The sequence below is a fragment of the Methylomonas aurea genome, from assembly GCF_024505045.1.
GTDB classification, from domain to species: Bacteria; Pseudomonadota; Gammaproteobacteria; order Methylococcales; family Methylomonadaceae; genus Methylomonas; species Methylomonas aurea.
In genome coordinates, this window is the sequence record NZ_JANIBM010000070.1 from 1 (window position 1) to 4,495 (window position 4,495).

A 4,495-nucleotide genomic window follows, 5' to 3' on the forward strand; every position below is an offset into this window, starting at 1 on the left:
ATCATGGTTCTGGCTGCATGTGGTCCGTTAATACCGAAACGAAAACCTAGTTGGGTAAGAAGCGCTTGGCGTAGTTCAGTCACGTAATACTTACTCTTTAATATGTATTCAGTAACATCTCTGAATGAACCCCAAGGGTTTTGAGGGAATCGAGCGCTCGTAAATTCTTTATCGGCATTGAATATGCTCCTCGTTGTGCATTTTATTAATGATGACCTCAGTCATCGTGCTCGGCATCGTGACCGTCTATAGTTTGCTGTTTGATCCAAGCATCGATTGCTGAACGCGAAAATCGCCATGTTCCTCCAACTTTGAAAGCGGGAATTTTCTTGGCTGCTGCAAGCCTATAAATCGTTCGTTCCGTAACCAGCAGGTATTCGGCAACCTGTTTGATGGTAAGGATCTCACCCTCGGTGGTACTTTTAGACATAGAAGTGGCCAGGATATGTCAAAGTTGAACAGAATAGTGCAAAATTTTCAAAGCATCAAATCCGAGCAGCGGCGCAACCGAACAACTCATCAACAAGCCTCTTGGGACAAGAAGTTGATCGGCGAATGAAGCAGGATAAAAATCGGTGGAGGATGGAGCCAACTACTTAACTTGCGCGTAAATGCTCACCTTCAATGCAGATTTTGTAACCATCGCCCAGTAATAGGGTTAATACGCATTCTCTCGACCTCAAGCTTCGAGAGAACGGCGTAAATCCTTGATGAGACGGTAAAGGTGGAATGGGTCAGTCGGTGAGGGTACAAAACCAAACTGCTCGTAAAACTGTTTAGCGGGCTCGTCCTTGGCGTGAACAGCAAAAGCACGAATACCACCAATGTCGGCAGCCTGCAATGTGCGTAGCATGGCGTCTTTTAATAGGCCGGAACCAATCTTGCGGCCTTGCCAGGCGGTGCTAACAGCCAACCGCGCTAACAACATGACGGGAACAGGGTGACGGGCCAAGCCTTTGGTCAGGCGCTCCGGCGCATCGCCAAAGGCTACTTCGCCCACCACCAGGCTGTAGAAGCCGATGACCTCCTGGTCATACAGGCCTACATAGGTTTGCGAAGCGTTGGCTTGCTGATTCCCGAGAGCATAGCGAATAAGAAAGCGATCAAGCGCATCGCGCCCACAGGTAAAGCTATCAACGGGATGATCGCGCCGTAGCTTCTCAATCCGAAAACCCGTCATTCGGACGTCGGCAGATCAAAGGGGCTAGGCTCGCGGAACAAACGCTGGATCTGGGGCACAATTTGCGGCGGTGCATCGAGCGCGGCCATGAAATGTTCCCATTGCTCGGCATTGAGTTCAAAGCGTTGTCGCTCGCTGAGCGTTTCGGCGGCGCGAGACAAGGCACTCGCCAATACAAACTGACTGACGGAGCAATGGGCTGCCTGTGCCGCCGCGCTCAAGGTTTGCTTTGCTTCAGGCGATAAGCGCAGGTCAAGTTTGGTGGTGCGTGTCGATTGAGTAGCCATAATACCTCCCGTAGGCCTAGGAGCGCAGTATAGCTGCCAGACGTTGTCATGACAATAATAAGCCAAGCCGACTCACGATACCTGACAGGCCGGGTCGACTCAGTAATGCGCTGCCTATTTTTCGCCCAGTAGTTGAATCAAATGGGACGTTACTCCTTCGGCGCATCGGTATCCAACGAGGATTGCGGCTCCATATTCAATCCTGATTCCTGCCTCGCCAATCTAACTTCCTCACCATGCCCCTGTTCATACGCTGCCTGATGCGCATGCCGTTCCATCGTCACAATTTTATTCGCCAGCCGCTGTAACCGCTGCTGCCACTCCAGGCGCGCGGCAATGCAATGTTTGTTCGAGATGACCTGGCACAGCCACAAGGTGTCCATCACGATCATCAATTGATCCAGCAAACGAATCAACTCGACGAATTGCGCAATCTGTGGCGAGGCAATCTTCGCCACAAATTCCCTGGGATGCGTGTAGGTCGGCGTTTCGCTGATGCCGTTGTCAGCCTTGAGTTTTTCCAGTCGACTTTTTTCCTGCTGCAGTTGCTCTGCACATTCGATAATCATCTGACTGACGAGGCTTTCGATTTCATCGACCGTTTCCTCCCTGCCGATGATGCGCAGGATCACGTCAATCGCATACAAAGACACCATCAGTCGGTGATAGCTATCACGAATGACCCGAATGGCTTGTTCGCTGTTAATGCTAAACGTGCGCTCAAATATCGGCCGACTGATGGCGCGACGGGAGGCGGGTTTGGGCTGTGGAGCTGCTTCGGACATGACCGATTCCCAAGTTAAACAAATGGGCCGTGATCGTAAGTCAGATTTTTTTAGATCGTCTTGCAATAAATTGCGAATTCGCAATTTATTGCAAGGTCATTTCAAATTTCCTCTGCTTCAATAGCCGCCAACAGAAACGGTTGGTCTTCAGCCTTCCGATTCTTCCCAGACTTTCTCGGCTGGTCTTTCATGATCGCCTAGATCCGGCTTCGGTCGGCGTTCCGCTTTTAAGCGGCGACGGTGGTTTCCATCGGCGTGTCAGGTGCGTCAAGCCTGATGTGAGTTTTTATTGTTTAACCCTGCCGGGCGTCTCGATTCCCAGCAGGGGTTCGGCGTGCCGGCATGCCCATCGCCGCGCCGCTGGGTATTGTTATCGTTGAGTCGGGCGCGGCCGACAGGAGGAATGTCATCATGGCCAATCGCGGCGTGAATAAAGTCATCTTGCTGGGCCGACTCGGCGCCGATCCGGACGTTCGCTATATGCCAAACAACGGCGGCAAAGTCGTCACCGTCCGTTTGGCAACCAGCGAAGTCTGGAACGATCCCAAAAACGGTAAACAGGAGCGGACCGAATGGCATCGGGTGGTGTTTTTCAAAAAACTCGCCGATACCGCCGAGCAGTATTTGCATAAAGGCAGCCAGATCTACATCGAAGGCCGTTTGCGTACCCAGCAATGGGGTCAAGCCAATGACAAGCGGTACCGGACCGAAATCGCCGCCTTTGAATTACAGATGCTGGATCGCCCAAACACATCGGCAGCCGCCAACGGTTCGTCACCATCGCCAGCAGCCCCTGAGGACGCCGATTGGGATGACGACTACAGCGATATGCCCATCCACTAAAACCTGGATCGCCGATTATTGGCGTTCAATGGATAAACGGTTACACCGCCGACCCGTTTCCGGTTTCGGTATTTCAACCCCCTGGGGAACTCCATTCCCCGGCGGGCGATGGCGTTCCCTTTTTTATTGAAGGAGACCCACCATGAGCCAAAACAACCGCAACACCGTACCCAAAACCCGTGACTTACCGATGCCAGCTGTTGTTCAGCAAAGCTACGGTCTGTCGGAGCAATCCTGGAAAGTGCTGACTGAAGTTACCTTTCCCACGGCGAAAACTCCGGAAGCCATCCTGATGGCGCTGGATTATTGCAAGGCCCGCAAGCTCGACATCTTCAAAAAGCCGGTGCATATCGTGCCGATGTGGAGTGCCGCTTTAGGCCGCAATGTCGAAACCGTCTGGCCTTCCATCATGGAAATCCAGACCACAGCGTCGCGGACCGGCGTTTGGGCCGGCATGGACAGACCCGTCTGGGGACCCGATGTCACCAAAACCTTTACCGGTCGTTATAAGGACGACAACGAGCAATGGCAGGAATCCAGTGTCACCGTGACCTTTCCCGAATGGGTAGCGGTTACCGTATATCGGATCGTTAGCGGCAAACGTTGCGCCTTCACTGAGGAAGTGTACTGGCTGGAAGCCTATAGCACCGCCGGTGGTAAAAACTCGCAAGTGCCGACCGCCATGTGGATCAAACGCCCCAAGGGGCAATTATCCAAATGCGGTAAAGCAGCGTCTTTGCGGGCGGCGTTTCCGGAGGAATGTGGCTATGCTGCTGAGGAAATGGATGGCAAAACCCTCGATGATGTTGTCGACGGTTCGGTGATTGATGGCGAGCCGACGCATTTGGAAACCGATGTTGGCCAAGCTGGCGATTGGTTTTCCGGATCATCCGAGCAAACGCCGCAAGTGATCGACGTGTCGCAAATCCATCCCAAGGTGCAAAAAGCCGTGGCGGAATTGGTTAGACGTACTGCGGCGGCCGGTGCCTGGAAAGCGGCCTACGACTATGCCAATCAGAAGTTCAAAGGCATTGATCTGAGCTTTGCCTTGGCCGAGCTGGATAAGGTATCGGAGGTTGATCCCAGGGCAACATCAGCCTTAGGTAAGGCCGACAGTACTGCCATGCCGCCCTTTTCCGCCAAAGACATGGCGATGAACCAGGCCCGTCAAACTCTGGGGCACGCAGCTTAAAACACTGTCATCCCCAATTCATTAACCACCCACAAGGGCGTCAAGTTTCGCCCACGGGGTAGGACATGACGCTCTTGTTTTATCAGGAGAGGTCATGAACACAAACGATCAATCATTAAACCGCGTGCCCTGTCATACCGACTGGCAACGTTACGATTCAAACACGGTGTTACGCCGTCACTTAACTATCAACCAGTAGCCGCCCACG

General features: G+C 52.9%; 6 protein-coding genes. 2 read left to right on the forward strand and 4 right to left on the reverse strand.

Annotation, left to right across the window (positions count from 1 at the left end; all coding sequences use genetic code 11):
• Positions 1 to 217: 217 nt before the first annotated feature.
• From NP603_RS21560 to NP603_RS21575, 4 genes are all read right to left on the reverse strand, one after another.
• The gene (locus NP603_RS21560) at positions 218 to 430 is read right to left on the reverse strand and encodes a helix-turn-helix domain-containing protein (protein WP_256612925.1); all 213 of its coding nucleotides are present in this window, start codon (positions 428 to 430) and stop codon (positions 218 to 220) included.
• A gap of 249 nt (positions 431 to 679) precedes the next feature.
• Positions 680 to 1,180, reverse strand: coding sequence for a GNAT family N-acetyltransferase (locus NP603_RS21565; RefSeq protein ID WP_256612927.1), 501 nt, complete (start codon positions 1,178 to 1,180; stop codon positions 680 to 682).
• Positions 1,177 to 1,467: a type II toxin-antitoxin system TacA family antitoxin gene (locus NP603_RS21570; protein WP_256612928.1), complete on the reverse strand. Its 291-nt coding sequence runs from the start codon at positions 1,465 to 1,467 to the stop codon at positions 1,177 to 1,179. Before NP603_RS21570 ends, NP603_RS21565 begins: the two co-directional genes overlap by 4 nt.
• A gap of 149 nt (positions 1,468 to 1,616) precedes the next feature.
• Positions 1,617 to 2,252, reverse strand: coding sequence for a hypothetical protein (locus NP603_RS21575; RefSeq protein WP_256612929.1), 636 nt, complete (start codon positions 2,250 to 2,252; stop codon positions 1,617 to 1,619).
• 342 nt (positions 2,253 to 2,594) lie between these two features.
• Between NP603_RS21575 and NP603_RS21580 the strand changes: the two genes are divergently transcribed.
• Together NP603_RS21580 and bet are read left to right on the forward strand one after the other, a co-directional pair.
• Positions 2,595 to 3,095, forward strand: a complete 501-nt coding sequence (locus tag NP603_RS21580) for a single-stranded DNA-binding protein (RefSeq protein WP_371928943.1) — start codon at positions 2,595 to 2,597, stop codon at positions 3,093 to 3,095.
• Positions 3,096 to 3,237: 142 nt separating this feature from the next.
• Positions 3,238 to 4,287, forward strand: a complete 1,050-nt coding sequence (gene bet, locus NP603_RS21585) for a phage recombination protein Bet (RefSeq protein ID WP_256612931.1) — start codon at positions 3,238 to 3,240, stop codon at positions 4,285 to 4,287.
• The last annotated feature ends 208 nt before the right edge of the window (positions 4,288 to 4,495 follow it).

Bases quoted from the DNA above. Each gene is read 5' to 3' on its own strand.
- NP603_RS21565 (WP_256612927.1), bottom strand. From the start codon at position 1,180: ATGACGGGTTTTCGGATTGAGAAGCTACGGCGCGATCATCCCGTTGAT.
- NP603_RS21580 (WP_371928943.1), top strand. From the start codon at position 2,595: ATGCCCATCGCCGCGCCGCTGGGTATTGTTATCGTTGAGTCGGGCGCG.
- NP603_RS21570 (WP_256612928.1), bottom strand. From the start codon at position 1,467: ATGGCTACTCAATCGACACGCACCACCAAACTTGACCTGCGCTTATCG.
- NP603_RS21560 (WP_256612925.1), bottom strand. From the start codon at position 430: ATGTCTAAAAGTACCACCGAGGGTGAGATCCTTACCATCAAACAGGTT.
- bet (WP_256612931.1), top strand. From the start codon at position 3,238: ATGAGCCAAAACAACCGCAACACCGTACCCAAAACCCGTGACTTACCG.
- NP603_RS21575 (WP_256612929.1), bottom strand. From the start codon at position 2,252: ATGTCCGAAGCAGCTCCACAGCCCAAACCCGCCTCCCGTCGCGCCATC.